Source organism: Marinobacterium aestuariivivens (assembly GCF_042661465.1).
Taxonomy (GTDB): Bacteria; Pseudomonadota; Gammaproteobacteria; order Pseudomonadales; family Balneatricaceae; genus Marinobacterium_A; species Marinobacterium_A aestuariivivens.
Genome location: NZ_JBHSWE010000001.1, coordinates 4800668 through 4819961, shown reverse-complemented (window position 1 = coordinate 4819961; position 19294 = coordinate 4800668). Strand labels below are relative to the sequence as shown.

The following is a 19294-nucleotide window of genomic DNA, read 5'->3' as shown; positions in this document are numbered from 1 at the left end:
AACATGATCCACAAGGACCCCGACTGGTGGCGCGGCGCGGTGATCTACCAGATCTACCCACGCAGCTTTTTCGACAGCAACGGCGACGGTATCGGCGACCTGCCGGGCATCACCGCCAAGCTCGACTACATCGCCTCGCTCAATGTCGATGCCATCTGGCTGTCGCCCTTCTTCCGTTCACCGATGAAGGACTTCGGCTACGACGTTTCCGACTACCGCGACGTCGACCCGATCTTCGGCACCCTCGAGGACTTCGACCACCTGGTGGCCCGCGCCCACGAACTCGGCCTCAAGGTGATCATCGACCAGGTGCTGAGCCACACCTCGGACCAGCACGAATGGTTCCGCGAAAGCCGCCAAAGCCGCGACAATGCCCGCGCCGACTGGTATGTCTGGGCCGACGCCCGCCCCGACGGCACGGCGCCGAACAACTGGCTGTCGGTATTCGGCGGCTCGGCCTGGACCTGGGACAGCCGGCGCCGGCAGTACTATCTGCACAACTTCCTCAGCAGCCAGCCGGACCTCAACTTCCACAATCCGGCGGTGGTCCAACAGCTGCTGTCCGACGTCGAGTTCTGGCTCCGGCGCGGTGTCGACGGTTTCCGCCTCGATACCGCCAACTTCTATTTCCACGATGCCCGGCTGCGTGACAACCCGGCCAACGAAGCGGCCCGCCAGGGCGGCATCGGCGTGCGCCTGGACAACCCCTACGCCTACCAGAGCCACCTCTACGACAAGACCCGGCCGGAGAACATTGGCTTCCTGCGCCAGCTGCGGGCGCTGCTCGACCGCTATCCCGGCACCACCAGTGTCGGTGAAGTGGGCTGCGACCGCTCACTGCAGACCCTGGCCGATTACACCAGTGGCGGCGACAAGCTGCACATGGCCTACTCCTTCGACCTGCTGACCGAACAGCACAGCGCCGCTTTCATCCGCCATACGGTCGATACCATCGAACAGGCCCTCGGCGACGGCTGGCCCTGCTGGTCGGTCGGCAACCATGACGTGGCGCGGGTGATGAGCCGCTGGGGCGATCCCGGCGCGCCCGAAGCCCAGGCGAAACAGCTGATGGCCCTGCTGCTGACACTGCGCGGCAGCCTCTGCGTCTACCAGGGGAGGAGCTGGGGCTGACCGAGGCAGAACTGGCCTACGACGACCTGGTCGACCCCTACGGCATCACCTTCTGGCCCGAATTCAAGGGCCGCGACGGCTGCCGTACGCCGCATCCCTGGCAGGCCGGCGTGCCCAATGCCGGCTTCAGCACCGGCAAACCCTGGCTGCCGGTACCGCCCGAGCATCACGACCGGGCCGTCAGCGTCCAGCAGGACAGCGCCGGCTCGATTCTCAACAGCTACCGCCGCTTCCTCGCCTGGCGCCGGCAGCACCCGGCCCTGATCCGGGGGGACATCAAAACGCTGGACGCCCCCGGCGAAACCCTGCTGTTCAGCCGCCACGAAGGCGACGAGCGGCTGCTGGTCGCGATCAACATGGCGGCCTCACCGGTCGAGTTCGACATCAGTGGCGACTGGCAGCCGCTGACGACAGCGGACGCCTTCGCCGACGGCGAGCTGCGCGATGGCCGCATCAATCTTCCCGCCTACGGCGTACTGATCGCCGCCCGGGCCCGTTAACGACAGGAGAGCGCATGCCATGGCGACCCTAAGCCTGAAAAAACTCTGCAAGCACTACGACGGCGTGGCGGTATCGAAGGATATCGACCTCGAGATCGACAACGGCGAGTTCGTGGTCTTCGTCGGCCCGTCCGGCTGCGGCAAGTCGACGCTGCTGCGCATGATCGCCGGCCTCGAGGAGATCAGCAGCGGCGACCTCCATATCGGCGACGTGCGCGTCAACGACAAACCGCCGTCGGAACGCTCGGTGGGCATGGTGTTCCAGTCCTACGCCCTGTACCCGCACCTGACCGTCGCGGAAAACATGGCCTTCGGCCTGAAACTCGCCAAGACCGACCGCGCCGAGATCGACCGGCGCATCGAGAATGCCGCCCGCATCCTGCAGCTCGAAAAACTGCTCGAGCGCAAGCCGAAGGACCTGTCCGGCGGCCAGCGTCAGCGCGTCGCGATCGGCCGCACCATGGTACGCGAGCCGCAGGTACTGCTGTTCGACGAACCGCTGTCGAACCTCGACGCGGGACTGCGGGTGCAGATGCGTATCGAGATCGCCAGCCTGCACAAGCGCCTGAGCGCGACCATGATCTACGTGACCCACGACCAGGTCGAGGCGATGACGCTGGCGGACAAGATCGTGGTGCTGGACGGCGGCCAGATCGCCCAGGTCGGCGCGCCGCTCGAACTCTACCACTATCCCGGTAACCGCTTCGTCGCCGGTTTCATCGGCTCGCCGCAGATGAATTTCATCGAGGTGACCGTGCACCGTCCGGACGAGGCGCTGACCGAGGTCCGACTGCCGAACGGCCGCCTGCTGAGCATCCCGGTCGACAGCCGCGACCTTGCGCCCGGCAGCCGGGCCACCCTCGGCATCCGGCCCGAACACTGTGTCCAGGGCGCGGAGGCCGAAGCCAGCCTGCCGGGCAGCGTCCGCGTCGCCGAACGCCTCGGCGACCAGACGCTGGTCTACCTCGAGCTGGACGGGGTCGGCCCGGCCACCCTGCGCCTGGAAGGCGATGTGCCGGTCGATGAAAGCGCGCCCCGTGCCCTGGGCCTGGACCCCAACCGCTGCCACCTGTTCCGCGGGGACGGCCGCGCCTGCCCGCGGCTGTTCCGCGAGGCGGGCTTCTAGCCCGCAACGGCGCCGGCTCCGCCGCCAAAGAGCCGGGCCGGCGGCGGCCACGGTTTCTGCTACGTTTAAAGGCGTCGAAACCAGCCAAATGCGAGACGCCCATGCATATCCTGATGATACTGACCTCCCATGATCAGCTCGGCCATAGCGGCCACAGGACCGGTTTCTGGCTCGAGGAGTTCGCGGCGCCCTACTATGTCTTCAGGGATGCCGGTTGCCGGGTGACCCTGGCTTCGCCGAAGGGTGGACAGCCGCCGCTGGACCCGAAAAGCGACGACCCGGATGCCCAGACCGCGGCCACCGAGCGGTTTCGCCAGGATCCGCAGGCGCAGGAAGCCCTCAGGGGCACGGTTCCACTGGCCGAGCTGGAGTCGAGAAATTTCGACGCCCTCTTCTACCCGGGCGGCCACGGTCCACTCTGGGATCTCGCCGAAGACGGCGACTCCATCGCCCTGATAGAAGCTTTCCATGCCGCCGGCAAGCCGGTCGGCGCGGTCTGTCACGGCCCGGCGGTGCTGCGCCACGTCTTCAGCGGCGGCGATCCGCTGGTCAGGGGCCGCCGGGTCACCGGCTTTTCCAACAGCGAAGAGGCGGCGGTCCAGCTTACCGAAGTGGTGCCTTTCCTGGTCGAGGAGATGCTGCGCGAGAACGGCGGTCTTTACAGTTGCGCCCCTGACTTTGAGGCCCACGTGGTCACCGACGGCAATCTGGTCACCGGCCAGAACCCGGCCTCGTCGGATGGTGCCGCCCGGGCGCTGCTGCAGTTGCTGCAGCACTGAGTGCCATCCTGTGTGGGAGACTCTATGGTTCATGGCCACCCCTAATCGTGGCAGGTGCCATGGCCGATATTTCGTAGGAGCCTCGCCCCGAGGCGAAAGGTTCCGGTACCGAGGTTGTTCGCACCGGGGAAGTGCCCTTTGGGTGCGGCGCTCCTACGGCGGGCGCCGAAATTTCCGAGGGCGGCTTTAGCCGCGAATAGCGCCCTCGGTGCCATCCTGTTTCGCGGCTGAAGCCGCAGAAGGCTGCCTAACTCTATTCGCGGCGCGGCGCCGTTCCTGCGGGCGCTCGCCGGTTGCGGCGGCTGTAGGCGACCAGGCCCAGCGCCGTCAGCGCGGCGAATCCCGCGCCGGCCAGGAAACAGGCGCGGGGACCGACGCCATCCCAGAGCGCGCCCGCTATCAGGCTCGCGAGCAGCAGTGCGACCCCGGTGACCAGATTGAACACTCCGAAGGCCGTGCCCCTGAGGGCCGCCGGCGAGGTGTCGGCGACCAGCTTCGACAGCAGTCCCTGGGTGAAGGCCATATGGCCGCCCCAGAGCGCCGCGCCGAGCATCGCGACCAGGGCGTGGGCGCGAATGCCAGCACGAGATCCGCTGCGATCAACAACCCCAGCCCCAGCAACAGCAGGTGACGCGCCGGCATGCGATCGGCCGCGGCCCCGGCCGGATAGGCGCCGAGCGCATAGCAGGCACTCATCACGATCATCACCATCGGCACCCAGGCGATGTCGAGCCCGACGTCGCGGGCCCGCAGCACCAGGAAGGCCTCGCTGAAGCGGGCCAGGGTGAAAACCGCGCCAAGCCCGACCACCATCCAGTAGCGCAAGGGCAATTCGGCCAGGGCAGACAGGCGCAACGGCGAGCCTCTCTGCTCGCGCGGCACCGCCTGCTCCGGCTCGCGCACGAAGCCCGCCAGCAGTATCACGGTGATCAGCGCCGGCACCAGCGCCACCCACATCGCCGCCTGGATATCGTCGTCGAACAGCAGCATGAAGGTGACCGCCAGTCCCGGTCCGACGAAAGCACCGACCGAATCCAGCGCCTGGCGCAGGCCGTAGGCCGCACCGCGCAGCGCTTGCGGGGTGATATCGGCGATCAGCGCATCCCGCGGTGCGCCGCGGATCCCCTTGCCGAGACGGTCGATAAAACGGGCGGCGAATACCCAGGCGGCACTGGTCGCCAGCGGAAAGATCGGCTTGGTCAGGGCCGCCAGCCCATAACCGGAGACCATCAGCCATTTGCGCCTGCCGAAATAGTCGCTCAGCGCACCCGAAAACACCTTGGTGATCGCCGCCGTGGCCTCGGCAACACCCTCGATCAGCCCGACGGTGAGCATCGAGCTTCCCAGCACCGTGACCATGAACACCGGCAGCAGGCTGTGGATCAGCTCGGACGAGATATCCATGAACAGCGAGCCGAAGCCGAGCACCCAGATGCCGGCCGGCAGCGTTTTCTTCATCCTTGCTCCCGAATCGCGCAGATGACTTCCAGTGTAGTCAGTTATACTGGCCCACCGGACAAGCGACTCGAGGAGACAGACGTGCAGAAGACCCACTCGCCCGCGGGACCGATCGCGGCCGTGAGCGCGCTACTGGTCCGTAATGACGAGGTGCTGATGGTCAAGCGCGGGCGTGCCCCGAACGCCGGACTCTGGAGTTTTCCCGGCGGCAAGATACAGGCCGGCGAGCGGCTGGAGGAGGCCGTGCTGCGCGAGCTGGCAGAAGAGACCGGCGTCGAGGCCGAGGTCCGCGGACTGGTCAGGGTGCTCGACGTCATCGCCCGCGAGGCCGGCCAGTTGCAATACCACTACCTGCTGGTGGTGATGCGCTGCGACTGGCGTGCCGGCGAGCCCTGGCCGCCGACGATGCCGCCGACGCCCGCTGGGTTCCGATCGCCCAGCTGCGCGAGGGCCGTTATCCGCTGACCGATACCATCCTGCCGGTGCTCGACAGCCTGATCGATATCTGAGGTCCGTTGATGCGCTTCGACCTCAAGGCCTCTACGGCCCCCTATAAGGCAAAGGTCGGCTCGAGGCCGTAGGGCGGAATGAGTGAAACGAATTCCGCCGGAGTTTCAACGGCCGGCAGGGGGTCACCCGGAATGCAATTCACCGGCGGAATTCGCAAGCTCATTCCATCCTACCCCTTGACGCCGCCGGCGGTGAGGCCGCCGACCAGCCAGCGCTGGCAGTAGAGGAACACCAGGGTGATCGGGAAACCCGACAGCACGGCGGCCGCGGCGAAGTCGCCCCAGAGATAGTTCTGCTCGTAAAGGTACTGCTGGGCACCGACCGCCAGGGTGAGCCGGTCGACATCGAGCAGCAGCACCGACGCCATCGGATACTCGGTGATGGAGGTGATGAACGCCAGGATGAAGACCACCGCCAGGATCGGCACCGACAGCGGCAGCAGGATGTGGAAGAATGCCTGCCAGGTGGTGGCGCCATCGATGATCGCCGCCTCCTCGAGCGACTTGTCGAGGGTGTCGAAATAGCCCTTGATGGTCCAGATATGCAGCGCCATGCCGCCGAGCGAGGCAACGATCAGCGCGCCGTGACTGTTGATGCCGAGCCAGTCGACGTACTGCCCGAGCTGATCGAACAGCGCGTAGATGGCCACCAGCGACAGTACAGGCGGGAACATCTGGAAGATCAGCATCGACTTGAGCAGCGGCGCCTTGCCGGTAAAGCGCAGGCGCGCAAAGGCGTAGGCGCTGGTCGTCGACAGCAGCAGGATCAGCACCGACGAAATGCCCGCGACCTTGATCGAGTTCCACAGCCACAGCAGCACCGGGAACGGCGGCTCGACGACGCTGCCGTCCGGCAGCGTATAGTTGAAGCCGAGCGCCAGCGCCCAGTGCTCGAGCGACGGCTGATCCGGCAGCAGGCTGCCGGTGGCGAAGTTGCCGGCCCGGAAGCTGATCGATATCACCATCAGCAGCGGGAACAGGACAACGCCGAGAAAGGCGACCAGGCCCGCATGGGTGGCCCAGACGCGGTAACGGGTGGAATGGGAACGCACGATAGCCATATCAGATCTCCATTTTGCCCAGGCGCATCTTCAGCAGCGACAGGCCGCCGACCAGCAGGAAGATCATCGTCGCGATCGCCGCGGCCAGGCCGAAGTTCTGTCCCGAGTCCTGGAAGGCGATGCGGTAGGTGTAGCTGACCAGCAGGTCGGTGGTGCCGGCGGGCGTGCTCGCGCCGATGATGTCCGGCGAGCCGCCAGTGAGCAGCGTGATCAGGACGAAGTTGTTGAAGTTGAACGCGAAACTGGCGATCAGCAGCGGCGTGAGCGGCTTGATGATCAGCGGCAGCGTGATCCTTAACAGATTGTCGAGGGGGCGCGCGCCGTCCATCGCCGAGGCCTCGTAGAGGTCCTGCGGAATCGACTGCAGCAACCCGGTGCACAGCAGCATCATGTAGGGATAGCCGAGCCAGGTATTGACCACCAGTATCATGGTTCGCGCCATGGCGGGATCGCTGAACCAGTCGGGACTGATGCCGAACAGGTTTTGCAGCACCAGGTTGATCTCGCCCAAGTTCTGATTGAACAGTCCCTTGAACACCAGGATAGAGATGAAGGCCGGCACCGCATAGGGCAGGATCAGCAGCGTGCGGTACAGCGCCTTGCCGCGAATCAGGTCCCACTGCAGCAGGCTCGCCAGTACCAGCCCCACCGCCAGCGTGAAGGCGACGGTGCCACCGGCGAACACCAGCGTCCAGACGAAAATTTCGAGGAAAGGCCCGCGGATGCTGGGATCCGTCACCACCTTCAGGTAGTTGTCCCAGCCGATGCCGACGACGAACCCCGGCGGCACCCGTTCGCCGTCCGCGCGCTGATAGAAACCTTCGTCGTAGTTGATCGTCAGACGCTCACCGCTGCGGTTGTCGACCAGGCTGCCGTCTTCCTGCAGCGAATAGACCGGTTTGCGGGCGGCGAACTCGCGCAGGCCGCTCAGACGCAGTTCGTCACCGTCCGGCAGTTGCAGCCTCAGATCCGACAGCGCACCGCGCAGCTTGATGACATCGCGCATCGTCAGCGCATCCGCCGCTTCGACCTGCGACTCGGGCGCAAGCGTCAACAGCTTGTCGCCGTCCGGGATGAACGGCTCGGTCGACAGCTGGCCGTCCGGCGTATCGAGCCTGAGACGATAGCGGTCGCCTTCGGCATGCAACCGGAACGGGAAGCGCCCGGCGTCGCTCTGGTAGGTTTGCGACAGGTGATAGGCCTGCACCCGCTCCAGGTCCAGCAGGTTGCTGGCGCTGTAATTGGTGAAACCGATGCTCACGGTGTACAGCAGCGGAAAGATCACGAAGACACCCATGCCGGCGACGGCCGGATAGGCGTAGCGGTGGGCATAGGTACGACGGCTGAGATAGACGTAACCGGCGGAGCTCAGCACCAGCAGCACGAGCAGCGCGAAGGCGATCTGCTGCTGGGCATAGAGCGCCACCACCAGGTAGAGGCCGAACAGCGCCAGCGACAGCCCGGCCACCAGCTTGAAACCGATTTTGAGAGTGGGAAAGCCGTTGCCGACGGCAAAGCTTTTGAGTACGTAACTGGACATGAACTGACCCTGAAAGTGACGGCGCCGGAGCCGCGCCGGAATATCGGCACGGCCCCGGCGGCGGCGTTAGTTGAGAATGCGCTTGGCAGCGCCATCCAGGGCTTCCTTGACGGACTGGCGACCCGAGGTGATGTTCTTCAACGCCGGCTCCATCGCGGACCAGAAGGCGCCCATTTCCGGCACGTTGGGCATCGGCTCGCCCATGGCGGCGTTCTGGAAGGTGGCGTAGATATTCGGATCCTTCGACAGTTCGGACATCAGTGCGCGATTGGCGACGGCACCGAGCGGGACGTCGGCATTGACGGTCTTCAGCCCCTCGGGCTGCAGCAGGTAACCTTCGAGAAACTCGACCGCCAGATCCCGGTTCGGGCTGGCGGCGTTCAGGGTCGCGGCCAGCACCCCGGTCAACGGTTTGCCGGGCTCTTCGCCGACCGCCGGAATCGCCGTGACGCCGAAATCGATACCGCTTTTCTTCAGGTTCGCCCAGGACCAGGGGCCGTTGATCATCATCGCGACCTCGCCCTTGTTGAAGGCCGACTCCATGGCACCGTAGTCCGCCCCGCTGGGCATCACGCCGTCGTCGATCAGCTGCTTCAGCAGGCCGGCGGCGCGCAGGCTGCCCGGATTGTTGACCCCGGTATCGCCGACGTCGTAGCCGCCCTCGGTCTTGCGGAACGGATAGCCGCCTTCGGCGGCGAACAGTGGCCAGCTGAAATAGGTGGTGTTGTAGTCCCAGAGGATCGCCTTCTTCCCTTTCGCCTCAAGCGTCTTGTCCAGCGCTGCGACTTCGGCGAAGGTCTTCGGCGGCTCGGTCACCAGCGCCCTGTTGTAGATCAGGCCGATCGCCTCGACCGCGATCGGATAACCGTAGTATTTGCCTTTGACCCTGACCGCGTCCCAGGCGAAGTCAACGATCCCAGCCTCGATGGCGTCGCTCGGTTCGATCGGCACGATGAGGCCGCTGGCGGCCCACTCGCCGAAACGGTCGTGCGGCCAGATAAAGATGTCCGGGCCGTTACCGGTGGCCGCGGCCTGCTGGAACTTGTCGGTGACGCTGTCCGGATGGGACACCTCGACCGGAATGCCTGTCTCCTCGGTAAAGCGCTTGCCGACCTCGGCAAGTCCCTTGTAACCCTTGTCGCCATTGATCCAGACGACCAGCTTGCCCTCTTCGATGGCGGCCTGGACGCCGGCAGAGAGGCCGGCGGCGGTGACGGCCAGTGTCAGGGAGGCAATAAGCTTCTTGATCTTCATCCTGCGTGTACCTTCGGATTGTTATTGTTCCGGCCCCTGAAGCGGAGCCCGCTACCGTCGTCTATGCTGCCGTGACGAGGCCAGCGGAACATCCTCCCCACGGAGGAGGATCCAAGGCGTAGACGGCGGGCGTAGACGGACACTGATACACTGAGGGAACTGACAGGAGGGTGTTTCGGCATGACAACAGTCCATGATTTCCAGGTCCGGGACCTCGACGGCCAGGCGGTGGATCTGGCCCGCTACCGCGGCAAGGTGCTGCTGATCGTCAATGTCGCCAGCGAATGCGGCTTCACGCCCCAGTACCGGGGTCTGCAGGCGCTGTATGACAAGTACCGCGAGCGCGGATTCGAGATCCTGGGCTTCCCCTGCAACCAGTTCGGCCACCAGGAACCGGGGGACGAGGCGCAGATCGGCGCCTTCTGCGAGCGCAATTACGGCGTCGGCTTTGCGCTGTTCAGCAAGATCGAGGTCAACGGGCGGGATGCCGAGCCGCTCTACGCCTGGCTCAAGCATCAGGCGCCGGGGCTGCTCGGCAGCGAGGCGATCAAGTGGAATTTCACCAAGTTCCTGGTCGGCCGGGACGGCACGGTCGTCAAACGCTTCGCGCCGAAGACCACGCCGGAACAGATCGACGCCGAGATCGCCGCGCAGCTGGAGCAATGCAGCCCTTGATCCGGGGCGGGCCTACGCTGGAATGGCCGCCATGGACGGCGCCCCGGATGGTGGAATTCGCTCCGCTCATTGCCACCCTACCGCCAATCAACCTCTGGGAAGTTCTGAGGCGTCCAATACGTAGGGGGAATGAGTGCCGAAGGCCCGAATTCCACCGGCTGGCTGTGGGAAGTTCTGAGGCGTCCGGCAGTATAAAAAGGCATACAATCACGCGCTACTGAGCTGTCCGCAGCTGCAACTGCTGCAGCAGATGACGCCGGGCATTGCCGGCACCGACGCGCCGTGCCTCCTCGGCCAGCTGCAGCGCCAGGTCCAGATCGTCCTGCGCCAGCGCCCGGTCGATGGCGGCGAGATAGTAGGCTTCGGTCTGGGGCAGCGCCGCTTCTGCGGACGCCTCCTGGCGCGCGATGCGCACCCCTTCCGGTGCGCGCTGCTGCCCTTGGCCGTGGCTCGTATCCACGTCGCCGAGCAAAGGCTGCAGCAGGCGGCGGCCAAGGGCGAAACCGCCGTTCGTGCTCGCCCTGAGCTGCAGGGTGCCGGTTTCGCCATGGGGCATCACCGGGTCGGCGATGTTGGGCGGCTCGTTGCCTTGGGCCAGGGCGAAGGTCTTGGCCGGGTGCACCAGACGGGTACTGCCCGCGCGCTGCTCCGGCGTGCTGTAGACGATCAGGTAGCGCTCGTTGTCGGGCGCCCCGCGGTAGCGGCTCTGGATTTCGATGCGACCGGCCAGCGCATCCGACACGAAGCCCCGTGCCGGCTGATAGCGGAACGCCTCGCTGCCGAAGGCCCGGGTCGGCCGGAACTCTTCGTCCAGCAACATCAGGCTGGGCTGCAGCAGGTCCCCGTTGGCCAGGCTTTTCAGCGACACCTCGAGGCGCTGTCCGGTTTCCGGCAGCCGGAAAGCCAGGAAGGGACTCTCCCCTTCGGCAAAATCAAAACGCGGCGCCTGGTCGTCGATGCGGACCTCCAGTGTGCTGCCGGCCGGCAGGTCCCGGTAGGGCAGCGCATCCAGGGATTTGCAGCAGGGAGTGGCCAGTACCGGTGCCGCCACGGCGAGGCCGAGTATCAGCAGCAGCCCCTTGAGGGATTTGACCTCAATCATCGAACACCTCCAAATGGCAAAAAGCCCCCGGTATCGGGCGACGCCGGGGGAAGAATCATCGTCGGGGGTGGCGTCGCTACCCGCCGCAGCGGCGCCGGTTGCCCGTTTTTACCACCAGGCCTCGACCTGGACACCGAAGGTCAGGCCATCGTCGTCGCCCATCTCGATCGATTCGCTGGCGGCGTTGTAAACATCGCCGTCCCACTGGGCGTAGGTGACGAAGGCGCGCAGCTGCGGCCGGGCCCAGAAACTGCGACCGGCCGACCATTGCTGTGCCAGGGTGATCTTGGTCAGGTCCGCGTCTTCGCCGTCGCCCTGGGGCTCGACCCTGTCGTAGCCGAGTTCCAGCGCCGTGCTCATCACCTCGTTCCACTTGTATACCGGCCGCAGGCCGAACGAGGTCCAGGTCTGGCCGTTGCCGGCATCCAGGTCCTTGTCCTCGTAGATGCCGACATACATCATCTCGACGCTGTCGCTGACCTGCACCACGCCCTGGTCGACCAGGCGGAACATGTCGCCGTCGCCGGCGGCGCTGTTGTTGTGGCCGGTACCGATCATGCCGTCGGACGCATACTGCAACGCCAGCTTGTTGAAACCGCCGAACCAGTTGCCCTGGGTGTGTTCGAGGGTCACCAGATAGCCCTTCTGGTCGTCGAAGCCCGGGTCGTCCTGCTGGCTGTCGCTGAGGTTCGCGCTGCCGTAATCGAAGCCGACTTCCAGGGCACCGTCCGGATTGACCCTGAGGTCGCCCAGGCGGATATCCAGCGTATCGTTGGCGACGTTGGTACCGGTGCCGGCGCCGTCATAGACCCAGCTGCCGTCGGTGTTGCGGATCCAGGCCAGTGCCAGCTTGCCGAAGCCCAGATCGATATCTTCGATGCCGGCTCCCGGCCCCGACACGTCCCAGTAGTAGTAGTCGTTGATATGGACATCATGACGCTTGTAGTAGCGCTTGCCGGCCCAGAGAGTGGCACCCGGCAGCGCCTCGAGCATGTTCTTCGCCTGGACGTTGAACTGGCGCACCGAGGCCACCGAGTTGTCGAAGGGGTTGCCGTCGCTGGCGCTGTCACCCAGCGCCGCCTCCCAGTCGTTGGCCTGGTTCGACTTGTAGGCGATCATGGTGTCGAGATAGAAGGAGCGCTCGTCCTGGTTGTAAAGCTCGGCGCCGAGACCCACTTCGGCGTAGGTTTCGCACTCGTTGCCGAGGCGGTATTTCGCCGATGCCCCGGCGGCCTGGAAACAGGCCTGATCGCCACCGCCTGCGGTGGCACCGATGCCGGAACGGACATAACCGTGAAAATCGACTGCGAGGCTGGGCGTCGAGGCGAGGGCGGCGGCCATGGCCGCGAACAAAAGCGAAGTTGGTTTCAGCATGCGTGAGTCAGGTGCCATCTCTCTGTCCTGTTGTTGTTATCGACTACCGGACGCCAGGGTCGGCGACCCCGCGGCCGGCTCGACCGGAACGCCTCCGGTTGGGAGATAGCATGCGGCTGGTCCTCATTGACCGCATCCTCCCGGGGGCCTTTTCTGACGGCGTAGCCGGGGAGGATCAAGGGGGATGAGTGAACGGGAGGATGGTTCGACGCGGGCGGACCGGTGCGATCCAGCGGAACTCATCTATGCTGTTGTTGATACAGCCTCGACCAGGGAGATTTCGAGATGACCAGCCTCAACAGTTTTTGCGCCCGTTGCGCCCCGCCGCTGCTCAGCCTGATGCGGATCGTCGCCGCCTTTCTGTTCATGCAGCATGGCGGCCAGAAGCTGCTGGGGATCCCGGCGCCGCCCAACAACCCGGTCGAGCTGTTTTCGCTGATGGGCCTGGCCGGGGTGCTGGAACTGTTCGGCGGCGCCCTGCTGCTGCTCGGGCTCTTCACCCGTCCGGTCGCCTTCATCCTGTCGGGGATGATGGCGGTCGCCTATTTCATGGTCCACGCGCCCCAGGGCTTCTGGCCGATGCTGAACCGCGGCGAGCTGGCAGCGCTCTACAGTTTCGTGTTTCTCTACCTCGCCGCCGCCGGTGGCGGCCCGGTCAGCCTCGACCGGCTGTTCGGAGGACGCTGACGGCCCAGGGCGCTGCGTACCGCCAGCACTTTCAGCTCCAGCCGGTCGCGAATGCTGCGCGGGCGCTGAGGGCTAGAGTTCGGCCAGCCCGTGTTCGATGGCATAGCGGGTCAGGCCCGCGGCGGTCTGGATATCGAGTTTGGTCTTGATGTTCTGCCGGTGGCTTTCGACGGTGCGCACCGAGATGCCGAGACGGCGGGCGATGTCCTTGTTGCTGCCGCCCTCGGCCAGCAGCCGCAGCACCGTTTCCTCCCGCGGCGTCAGCGGCGTTTCGTCCGGCGTATCCGGCGCCGCCACCAGGGCCTCCTCCCGGGCGAACAGCGACTGCGACGCTCCCGCGCTGAAATAGGTGCCACCCTGGTGAACCGTCTCGATGGCCCGAATCAGCTCGTCCGACGACACGTCCTTGAGGATATAGCCTGAAGCGCCGGAGCGGATCAGCTGCAGAATGTACTCCCGGTTGTCGTGCATGCTGAGAATCAGCACCCTGATCGACGGAAAACGGGTCCGGAACGCTTGCGTCGCCTCGAGCCCGTTCATCACCGGCATCGATACGTCCATCAGCGCGACGTCCGGCTGCAACCGCTCCGCCTGCTCCAGCGCTTCGCGGCCATTGCAGGCGGTCCCCACGACCTCGAGGTGCGGTTCGCCCTGCAACCGGGCCGAGATGCCCTCGAGTACCAGCGGATGGTCGTCGGCCAGCAACACCCGAATCGGCTTTTTGTCTGTCACCCCTGCTCTCCTCTGCTGTCGCCCCCGCCGGGCAGCGCGACCCGGATCCGGGTACCTTCGCCGGGAGCGGAGTCGAGTTCGAACTCGCCACCCAGCAACTCGAGCCTGTCGCGCATGTTGCGCAGACCGATGCCGGCCTGCTTTTTCAGGTTCTTCGGATCGAAACCGCAGCCGTTGTCTTGCAGCTGCAGCCGGAGCAGGCCGCCCTGGTAGCGGCAGCGCACCTGCAGCCGGCTGGCATCGGCATGCTTCTGAATATTGGTCAGGGCTTCCTGCACCACCCGGTAGAGGGTGATCTCGATATCGTCGGTCAGCCGGGCGCCGGGCAGCTTCAGCTGCAGGTCGACGAGGATGCCGGTGCGCTCGCGGAACTCCTCCAGCAGGTTGCGCAACGCCGGCTCCAGCCCCAGGTCGTCGAGAATGCTGGGACGCAGGTCGTGGGACACCCGGCGCACTTCCCGAATGGCATCGTTCAACACCGCCATGCCCTGGCAGAGGTCGGCAGCCACGTCGTGGTCCCCCTTCTGCAGCTTGTTCAGCGCCACTTCGATACGGTATTTCACCGATACCATCAACTGGTTGATGCCATCGTGCAGCTCGCGGGCGAAACCGCGGCGCTGGCTCACCTGCAGCTGAATCGACTTGTGCGCGAGCGAGCGCAGCCTCGCGTTGGCCAGGCGGCTTTCGTGCAGATTCAGTGCGATGGCGATCATCACGATCAGCGCCACCGCCGCCGAGACGATCAGCAGCACGGTGAAAAAGGTATTGCGGATGTTGCGGTTGACCTCGCGGCGGATCTCCGTGACCTCCTTGGCGATATCGTCGATGTAGAGGCCGGTGCCAAGCATCCAGTTCCATTTCGGCAGCAGCACCACGTAACTGAGCTTCTCTTCGGACTCGCCGCGCGAGGGTTTCTGCCACAGGTAGCGATGGAAACCGCCGCCCTCCCGGGCCCGCTGCAGCAGCGTACGGATCACCGGATCGCCGCGTTCGTCCCGCATCCGGAGCAGATTCCGCCCCACCAGCTCGGTCAGGATCGGGTGCACCAGCACCTGACCCTGCTGGTCGTAGACGAAGAAATAGCCGTCGTCGCCGAAGGTCAGGTCACTGAGAATCCGCTTGACCTCCGCCTTGGCCGCTTCGTCGTGGGCGTCGGCATTCGCGACGATATGGTCGATCGAGGTCAGCGCCAGGCTGACATAGTGCTGCAGCTCGCGTCTCTTGGAGCCCAGCAGGTTTTCCTCGAAGATCCGGATCTCCTGCTCCGACAGCCGGTGAGCCTGCTGCAGGCTCACCATCGTCACCAGAGCGGTCACCAGAATCAGCGGCAGGATCGCCAGCAACAGCAGTTTCGCCTTCAGCGACATCGACAGTGGTACCCTCTGATTATTGGTTCATCGCGCTTTAGCGGGACGAAGGCATCATTCGTAGGATGGGTGGAGCCGCAATGGTACTCCGCTTTCGGTAGGCAATGCAGGTAGTGCGGCGCAACCCATCAATGACTTCAGCTTCCGCAATGCTGACTTCCCCTCAAGATGGGTTACACGACGCCCTGGCGGCGGCGGGATCGGATATTCCGTTCCTCCGCGTCGTTTCACCCATCCTACGAATTTGCAGCCTGGTTTCCCTCCTCTTCGAAGAGCCTAATCCTTCTTGGGTCGCAGCGGATGTAATATTACCAGCAAAGCGCGCGGACCCGTATCAGGGGCCGGCGGGCCTCAGGCCAGACCGTAGAGTCCCGGGAACACCAGGATCGAGATCAGCACCAACAGCTGCAGCAGGATGAAGGGCACCACCCCGCGGTAGATGTCGGTGGTGCGGATATCCGGCGGCGACACCCCTTGAGGTAGAAGAGCGCGAAGCCGAACGGCGGCGTCAGGAAGCTGGTCTGCAGGTTCATCGCGATCAGGATGGCGAACCAGATCGGCGCGATGCCCAGTGCATCGGCCACCGGCGCCAGGATCGGCACGATGATGAAGCTGATCTCGACGAAATCGATGAAAAAGCCCAGCACCAGCACCGCGATCATCGACAACACCAGGAAGCCGATCTGGCCACCCGGCAGCCCGGTCAGCACCTCCTCGACGATGTAGTCACCGCCGGTATAGCTGAACGCCATCGAGAAGGCCGTGGCGCCGAGCAGGATCGCGAACACCATGGCGGTGACCTTGACCGTTTCCAGCGACGCCTCATAGACCATCTTCCAGCTGAACTGTCGGTACAGCAGCGCCAGCACCAGGGCCCCGACGCCGCCCAGCGCCGACGATTCGGTCGGCGTGGCGATACCGGCGAAGATCGAGCCGAGCACCACCAGTATCAGCGCCAGCGGCGGGATGATGGCTTTCAGGGCAATGCCGTAATAGGCTGCACGGCTCACCGAGGCGTCCTGCGGCAGCGACGGCGCCGAAGCCGGTTTCAGCCAACTGTAGACCAGGATATAGAGGATATAGGCGCCGATCAGGACCAGGCCCGGACCGAGCGCGGCCTGAAACAGATCGCCGACCGGTATTCCCAGCACATCGCCGAGAATGATCAGGATGATCGACGGCGGGATGATCTGACCGAGAGTGCCGGAGGCGCAGATGGTGCCGCAGGCCAGTGCCTTGTCGTAACGGTACTTGAGCATCACCGGCAGCGAAATCAGTCCCATCGCGACGACCGAGGCGCCGACCACGCCGGTCGAGGCCGCCAGCAGCGCCCCGACCAGTACCGTCGAGATCGCCAGTCCGCCGCGCACGCCGCCGAACAGCGTGCCCATGGCCTCGAGCAGCTGCTCGGCCAGACGGGTCTTCTGCAGCACCAGCCCCATGAAGATGAACAACGGCACCGCCATCAGGGTGGTGCTCTCCATGATGCTCTGGATGCGGAACGGCATGAAGGCGAACATCGAGGGCCCGTCGGCATAGACGCCGAACCAGAGCGCGACCCCGCCAAAGATGAAGGCCACCGGGAAGCCAATCAGCAGCATGCCCAGGGCGACGAAAAACATCACTATTCCGATCATCGGTTTACCTCTGCCGATCGGCGACGGACTGTGCGCGCAGGCAATTGACGGATTTGAGCAGCAGGCCGATGCCGCTGACGGCCGTGGCGAACAGCGCCAGCGGAATCGCGGCCTTGATCAGCCAGCGATACGGCAGGCCGCCGGGATCGCCCGAGGTTTCGCCGAGCAGATAGGCCTCGTGCGAGAAGCCGATGCCGTACCAGGCCACCAGCAGACAGAACGGCAGCAGCAGAAAGAGGCAGCCGAACAGATCGATCCAGGCGCGGGCCGCCGGCGCCAGCCGGTCGTAGACCAGGTCGACCCGGACATGGCCCCCGGCGCGCAGCGTATAGGGGATCGCCAGCAGGAACATGGTGGCGAACAGGTGCCATTCCAGTTCCTGCAGGGCGATGGAGACGTCGTTGAAGACATAACGGCTGACAACGTCGATAAAGACATTGAACAGCATCAGTACGAAAAGCACGGCGGCGATCTTGCCCAGCAGATCGGAGAAACGATTGACCGCCCGCTCCAGCCGTAACAGCAGCATGGTGAATCCTCGGCTTGTCTGGAGCCGCTGCGACAGGCGCCGCAGCGGCGGGAGTCCGGTCCGGACGCCATCAGGGCGCCCGGAAGGCGGCATCAGTCGGAAAGGCTGTTGAGGTAGGCCTTGTCGGAGATGTCGGTCCAGACGCGCGCCCTTTCCTGGTAGCTACGCTGGGAGGCGATGATCTCGCGGGCCAGCGGATCGGCGGCGGCGGCCTCGGCGAGCAGTTCGTCATTGGCCTGCTTCATCGCCTCGATGACGTCGGCCGGGAAGGTCTTGATCTGGATATCGGGGAACGCCTCTTTCATCTGCGCCCATCCGGTCGCGGAGGCGTCGTAGTTCTGGATGTACATGTCGTAGGCGGCAGTGCGCATCGCCACGCGCAGGATCTCCTGCAGATCCTCCGGCAGGCGTTCCCAGCTGCGCTTGTTGATCAGGAACTGCAGCTCGGTCGCCGGTTCGTGCCAGCCGGTGTAGTAGTAGGGGGCGATCTTGTGAAAGCCCATGCGCAGATCGAGGCCGGGACCGACCCACTCCAGCGCATCGATGGTGCGTCGCTCCAGCGCGGTATAGAGCTCGCCCGGCGCGATATTGGTCGGGTTGGCGCCGATCTTCGCCATCACCTCGCCGGCGAAGCCCGGGATGCGCATCTTCAGGCCCTGGATGTCCTCCAGCGACTTGATCTCCTTCTGGAACCAGCCGCCCATCTGGTTGCCGGTATTGCCGCCCGGGAACGACAGCAGGTTGAACGGCTCGTAGACCGCCTGCATCAGCTTCATGCCCTCGCCCTGGTAGAACCAGCCGTACTGCTCCGGCGTCGTCATGCCGAACGGCATGGTGGTGAAATACTGGGTGTTCGGCACCTTGCCCTTCCAGTAGTAGGACGCCGAATGACCCATGTCGTACTGGCCGGCCCGCACCATGTCGAAGATGCCCAGCGGCGCCTTGTGCTTGTTGGCCGAGTCGATGCTGATCTGCAGGCGGCCGTTCGACATCTTCTCGGCCATCGCCGCCATGTTGCGCGGCGCATCGCCGAAGATCGGGAAGTTGGTCTGCCAGGTTTCGGCCATTTTCAAACGGTAGACCTTGTCGTCGGCCTGGGCGGGATTGAACAGTGCCGCGACGCAGGCGGTTGCCGCCACCAGTGTGCGGGCTATCGAAAGCTTGAACATTGTTATTGTCACCTTTTGTCCGGCTGCTCCCGATCGGGAAGCCTCCGATACGCATGAAGTGGCACCGCCCTGTGGCGGCGCCCCTGTCCGGCCCGATAGGAACCGTTGCGAAATAGTGACAATTGCGGCCAGGGACCGCTATTCGGAATAATGACCAGTGATGCCGGGACCCGATCCGGGTTACCGCGCAGAGGCACTCGGTAGAACTACGTAGTCCGTAACGGGCTCAATGCCCGGCCGATTCGAGGTTCAGCCCGATCACGCCGATCACCACCAGCACCACGGACAGCGCTTTCAGCGTACTCAGCGCCTCGTCGAACCAGAGGATACCGGCCGAGGTGATCAGCACCGTGCCCATGCCGGCCCAGATCGCGTAGGCGATCGAAACGTCGATCCGTTTCAGCGACAGCGTCAGCAGCGAGAACGACAGGCCGTAGAACACGAACAGCAGCAGCGACGGCAACGGCCGCGTGAAGCCGTCCGACAGTTTCATCGACAGAGTGCCGGCCACCTCGAGGCCGATGGCGCAGAATAGATAGATCCAGGCGGTCGTCATGGTTTTCGCTCTCCTCGCATCTGTCCGCTTGGGTGGAGCTCGGGCATTAACCGGCGACAGGCCGGCGCCCCGCCCGACCTTGCCAAGCATGCATAAGATAAAGTTAAC

The 19294-nt window shown here is 64.8% G+C and carries 16 protein-coding genes and 2 pseudogenes; 6 read left to right on the top strand and 12 right to left on the bottom strand.

From position 1 onward, the window contains the following. Positions 1-3 precede the first annotated feature (3 nt). The 3 genes and pseudogenes from ACFQDL_RS25230 (at position 4) to ACFQDL_RS25220 (ending at position 3536) form a co-directional block, all read left to right on the top strand. Positions 4-1631, top strand: a pseudogene (locus ACFQDL_RS25230) (alpha-glucosidase). A gap of 19 nt (positions 1632-1650) precedes the next feature. Beyond that, positions 1651-2757, top strand: a complete 1107-nt coding sequence (gene malK / locus ACFQDL_RS25225; protein ID WP_379911420.1) for a maltose/maltodextrin ABC transporter ATP-binding protein MalK — start codon at positions 1651-1653, stop codon at positions 2755-2757. A gap of 101 nt (positions 2758-2858) precedes the next feature. Further along, entirely contained in the window at positions 2859-3536 is a 678-nt protein-coding gene (locus tag ACFQDL_RS25220) for a type 1 glutamine amidotransferase domain-containing protein (RefSeq protein ID WP_379911419.1), read from the top strand. Positions 3537-3935: 399 nt separating this feature from the next. Here the strand turns inward: ACFQDL_RS25220 and ACFQDL_RS25215 are convergent, their stop codons facing one another. After that, positions 3936-4994, bottom strand: coding sequence for an MFS transporter (locus ACFQDL_RS25215; RefSeq protein ID WP_379911418.1), 1059 nt, complete (start codon positions 4992-4994; stop codon positions 3936-3938). An 81-nt stretch (positions 4995-5075) separates the two neighbouring features. On the opposite strand from ACFQDL_RS25215, the gene ACFQDL_RS25210 reads away from it, so the two are divergent. Next, a complete protein-coding gene (locus ACFQDL_RS25210) occupies positions 5076-5459 on the top strand; it encodes an NUDIX hydrolase (protein ID WP_379911417.1) in 384 nt (127 codons plus the stop codon). Between the two features lie 214 nt (positions 5460-5673). On the opposite strand, the gene malG is transcribed toward ACFQDL_RS25210, so the two are convergent. The 3 genes from malG to malE all read right to left on the bottom strand — a co-directional run bounded on the left by malG (position 5674) and on the right by malE (position 9358). Beyond that, positions 5674-6564, bottom strand: a complete 891-nt coding sequence (gene malG / locus ACFQDL_RS25205; protein ID WP_379911416.1) for a maltose ABC transporter permease MalG — start codon at positions 6562-6564, stop codon at positions 5674-5676. A 1-nt stretch (position 6565) separates the two neighbouring features. Continuing rightward, positions 6566-8104: a maltose ABC transporter permease MalF gene (malF, locus tag ACFQDL_RS25200; protein ID WP_379911415.1), complete on the bottom strand. Its 1539-nt coding sequence runs from the start codon at positions 8102-8104 to the stop codon at positions 6566-6568. 66 nt (positions 8105-8170) lie between these two features. Continuing rightward, on the bottom strand, positions 8171-9358 hold the full coding sequence (gene malE, locus ACFQDL_RS25195) for a maltose/maltodextrin ABC transporter substrate-binding protein MalE (protein ID WP_379911414.1): 1188 nt from the start codon (positions 9356-9358) through the stop codon (positions 8171-8173). A 180-nt stretch (positions 9359-9538) separates the two neighbouring features. Between malE and ACFQDL_RS25190 the strand changes: the two genes are divergently transcribed. Then, positions 9539-10033 (top strand): glutathione peroxidase, encoded by a 495-nt coding sequence (locus ACFQDL_RS25190; protein WP_379911413.1) that lies wholly within the window; start codon positions 9539-9541, stop codon positions 10031-10033. 214 nt (positions 10034-10247) lie between these two features. Here ACFQDL_RS25190 and ACFQDL_RS25185 read toward each other — a convergent pair whose 3' ends face one another. Together ACFQDL_RS25185 and ACFQDL_RS25180 are read right to left on the bottom strand one after the other, a co-directional pair. After that, entirely contained in the window at positions 10248-11135 is an 888-nt protein-coding gene (locus ACFQDL_RS25185) for a MalM family protein (protein ID WP_379911412.1), read from the bottom strand. A gap of 108 nt (positions 11136-11243) precedes the next feature. Then, positions 11244-12527, bottom strand: coding sequence for a maltoporin (locus ACFQDL_RS25180; protein ID WP_379911411.1), 1284 nt, complete (start codon positions 12525-12527; stop codon positions 11244-11246). Between the two features lie 267 nt (positions 12528-12794). On the opposite strand from ACFQDL_RS25180, the gene ACFQDL_RS25175 reads away from it, so the two are divergent. After that, positions 12795-13196 carry a DoxX family protein gene (locus ACFQDL_RS25175; protein ID WP_379911410.1) on the top strand — a complete coding sequence of 134 codons (402 nt, stop codon included), beginning with the start codon at positions 12795-12797 and terminating at the stop codon, positions 13194-13196. Between the two features lie 72 nt (positions 13197-13268). On the opposite strand, the gene ACFQDL_RS25170 is transcribed toward ACFQDL_RS25175, so the two are convergent. The 6 genes and pseudogenes from ACFQDL_RS25170 to ACFQDL_RS25145 form a co-directional block, all read right to left on the bottom strand. After that, a complete protein-coding gene (locus ACFQDL_RS25170) occupies positions 13269-13928 on the bottom strand; it encodes a response regulator transcription factor (RefSeq protein WP_379911409.1) in 660 nt (219 codons plus the stop codon). Continuing rightward, a complete protein-coding gene (locus tag ACFQDL_RS25165) occupies positions 13925-15295 on the bottom strand; it encodes a cache domain-containing protein (protein ID WP_379911408.1) in 1371 nt (456 codons plus the stop codon). The genes ACFQDL_RS25170 and ACFQDL_RS25165 overlap by 4 nt, the downstream gene beginning before the upstream one ends. 351 nt (positions 15296-15646) lie before the next feature. Next, positions 15647-16932: pseudogene (locus ACFQDL_RS25160) on the bottom strand (TRAP transporter large permease). Positions 16933-16936: 4 nt separating this feature from the next. Continuing rightward, positions 16937-17461, bottom strand: a complete 525-nt coding sequence (locus tag ACFQDL_RS25155) for a TRAP transporter small permease subunit (protein WP_379911407.1) — start codon at positions 17459-17461, stop codon at positions 16937-16939. A gap of 92 nt (positions 17462-17553) precedes the next feature. Further along, a complete protein-coding gene (locus ACFQDL_RS25150; protein WP_379911406.1) occupies positions 17554-18630 on the bottom strand; it encodes a TRAP transporter substrate-binding protein in 1077 nt (358 codons plus the stop codon). Between the two features lie 226 nt (positions 18631-18856). Further along, a complete protein-coding gene (locus ACFQDL_RS25145; RefSeq protein WP_379911405.1) occupies positions 18857-19186 on the bottom strand; it encodes a DMT family transporter in 330 nt (109 codons plus the stop codon). Positions 19187-19294 lie beyond the last annotated feature (108 nt).

Coding starts and splice junctions, on each gene's coding strand:
- malK (WP_379911420.1), top strand. CDS start 1,651: ATGGCGACCCTAAGCCTGAAAAAACTCTGCAAGCACTACGACGGCGTG.
- ACFQDL_RS25220 (WP_379911419.1), top strand. CDS start 2,859: ATGCATATCCTGATGATACTGACCTCCCATGATCAGCTCGGCCATAGC.
- ACFQDL_RS25215 (WP_379911418.1), bottom strand. CDS start 4,994: ATGAAGAAAACGCTGCCGGCCGGCATCTGGGTGCTCGGCTTCGGCTCG.
- malG (WP_379911416.1), bottom strand. CDS start 6,564: ATGGCTATCGTGCGTTCCCATTCCACCCGTTACCGCGTCTGGGCCACC.
- malF (WP_379911415.1), bottom strand. CDS start 8,104: ATGTCCAGTTACGTACTCAAAAGCTTTGCCGTCGGCAACGGCTTTCCC.
- malE (WP_379911414.1), bottom strand. CDS start 9,358: ATGAAGATCAAGAAGCTTATTGCCTCCCTGACACTGGCCGTCACCGCC.
- ACFQDL_RS25190 (WP_379911413.1), top strand. CDS start 9,539: ATGACAACAGTCCATGATTTCCAGGTCCGGGACCTCGACGGCCAGGCG.
- ACFQDL_RS25185 (WP_379911412.1), bottom strand. CDS start 11,135: ATGATTGAGGTCAAATCCCTCAAGGGGCTGCTGCTGATACTCGGCCTC.
- ACFQDL_RS25180 (WP_379911411.1), bottom strand. CDS start 12,527: ATGGCACCTGACTCACGCATGCTGAAACCAACTTCGCTTTTGTTCGCG.
- ACFQDL_RS25175 (WP_379911410.1), top strand. CDS start 12,795: ATGACCAGCCTCAACAGTTTTTGCGCCCGTTGCGCCCCGCCGCTGCTC.
- ACFQDL_RS25165 (WP_379911408.1), bottom strand. CDS start 15,295: ATGTCGCTGAAGGCGAAACTGCTGTTGCTGGCGATCCTGCCGCTGATT.
- ACFQDL_RS25155 (WP_379911407.1), bottom strand. CDS start 17,461: ATGCTGCTGTTACGGCTGGAGCGGGCGGTCAATCGTTTCTCCGATCTG.
- ACFQDL_RS25150 (WP_379911406.1), bottom strand. CDS start 18,630: ATGTTCAAGCTTTCGATAGCCCGCACACTGGTGGCGGCAACCGCCTGC.
- ACFQDL_RS25145 (WP_379911405.1), bottom strand. CDS start 19,186: ATGACGACCGCCTGGATCTATCTATTCTGCGCCATCGGCCTCGAGGTG.